Annotated in this window: 3 protein-coding genes; all 3 read right to left on the reverse strand. The window is 69.0% G+C overall.

Features of this window, described 5'->3' with window-relative positions:
• The coding region (locus HUK84_RS21285; RefSeq protein WP_176641936.1) for a hypothetical protein at positions 1-180 on the reverse strand (180 nt) is incomplete at its 3' end.
• A 16-nt stretch (positions 181-196) separates the two neighbouring features.
• Positions 197-562 (reverse strand): glycine cleavage system protein GcvH, encoded by a 366-nt coding sequence (gene gcvH, locus HUK84_RS21290; RefSeq protein WP_176641937.1) that lies wholly within the window; start codon positions 560-562, stop codon positions 197-199.
• 50 nt (positions 563-612) lie between these two features.
• Positions 613-735: a hypothetical protein gene (locus HUK84_RS21295; protein WP_374729408.1), complete on the reverse strand. Its 123-nt coding sequence runs from the start codon at positions 733-735 to the stop codon at positions 613-615.
• Between the last annotated feature and the right edge of the window lie 6 nt (positions 736-741).

A 741-nucleotide genomic window follows, 5' to 3' on the forward strand; every position in this document is an offset into this window, starting at 1 on the left:
CGTCTGCTCCATCAGCGCATCCAGCGACGGCGCACCGACCGCCTCCAGCATGGCGGCGACCTCGCCGTCGCGCGGGCCGACATGGCGGGCGCAGAAGGACCCGGCGGCGGGACGCGCAGTCCGCCAGAGAGTCGAAGAATGCACGGTGGAAGAGTGCTCGGTCGAGGGCGCCACGTTCATCGTCTCCGCGACAGGATCAGCCGACCAGCGCGGCATAGGCCGCCGCATCCAGCAGCGACGCAAGCTGCCCCGCATCGGCGATGCGCAGCTTCAGGATCCAGCCCTCGCCCTCGGGCGCGCCGTTCACCAGGGTCGGATCGTCGGTCAGCGCGGCATTGAAGCCCACCACCGTGCCCGATACCGGGGCATAGATGTCGGACGCCGCCTTGACCGATTCCACCACCGCCACGCTGTCACCCTGCGCCACCGCGGTGCCGTCCTCCTTGGCCTCGACGAACACCAGCTCGCCCAGTTCCTCGGCCGCATGGGCGGTGATGCCGACGACCGCGACATCCCCCTCGACGCGCAGCCATTCATGATCCTTCGTGTAATAAACCGTCATGTCCGTCTCTCCACCCAAACCCGTCAATTCCCGAAACCCGGCGTCCGGGACTACCGCCTGAATCCGGGCGCCGTGAACGGCAGCGCCGCCACCCGCGCCGGCAAAAATTTGCCCCGCAGCTCGGCGAACAGCGCCGTGCCGGTCGCCTCGTACCCCGCCGCGACATAGCCCATGGCCAC

This window comes from Nguyenibacter vanlangensis, from assembly GCF_013376155.1.
GTDB classification, from domain to species: Bacteria; Pseudomonadota; Alphaproteobacteria; order Acetobacterales; family Acetobacteraceae; genus Gluconacetobacter; species Gluconacetobacter vanlangensis.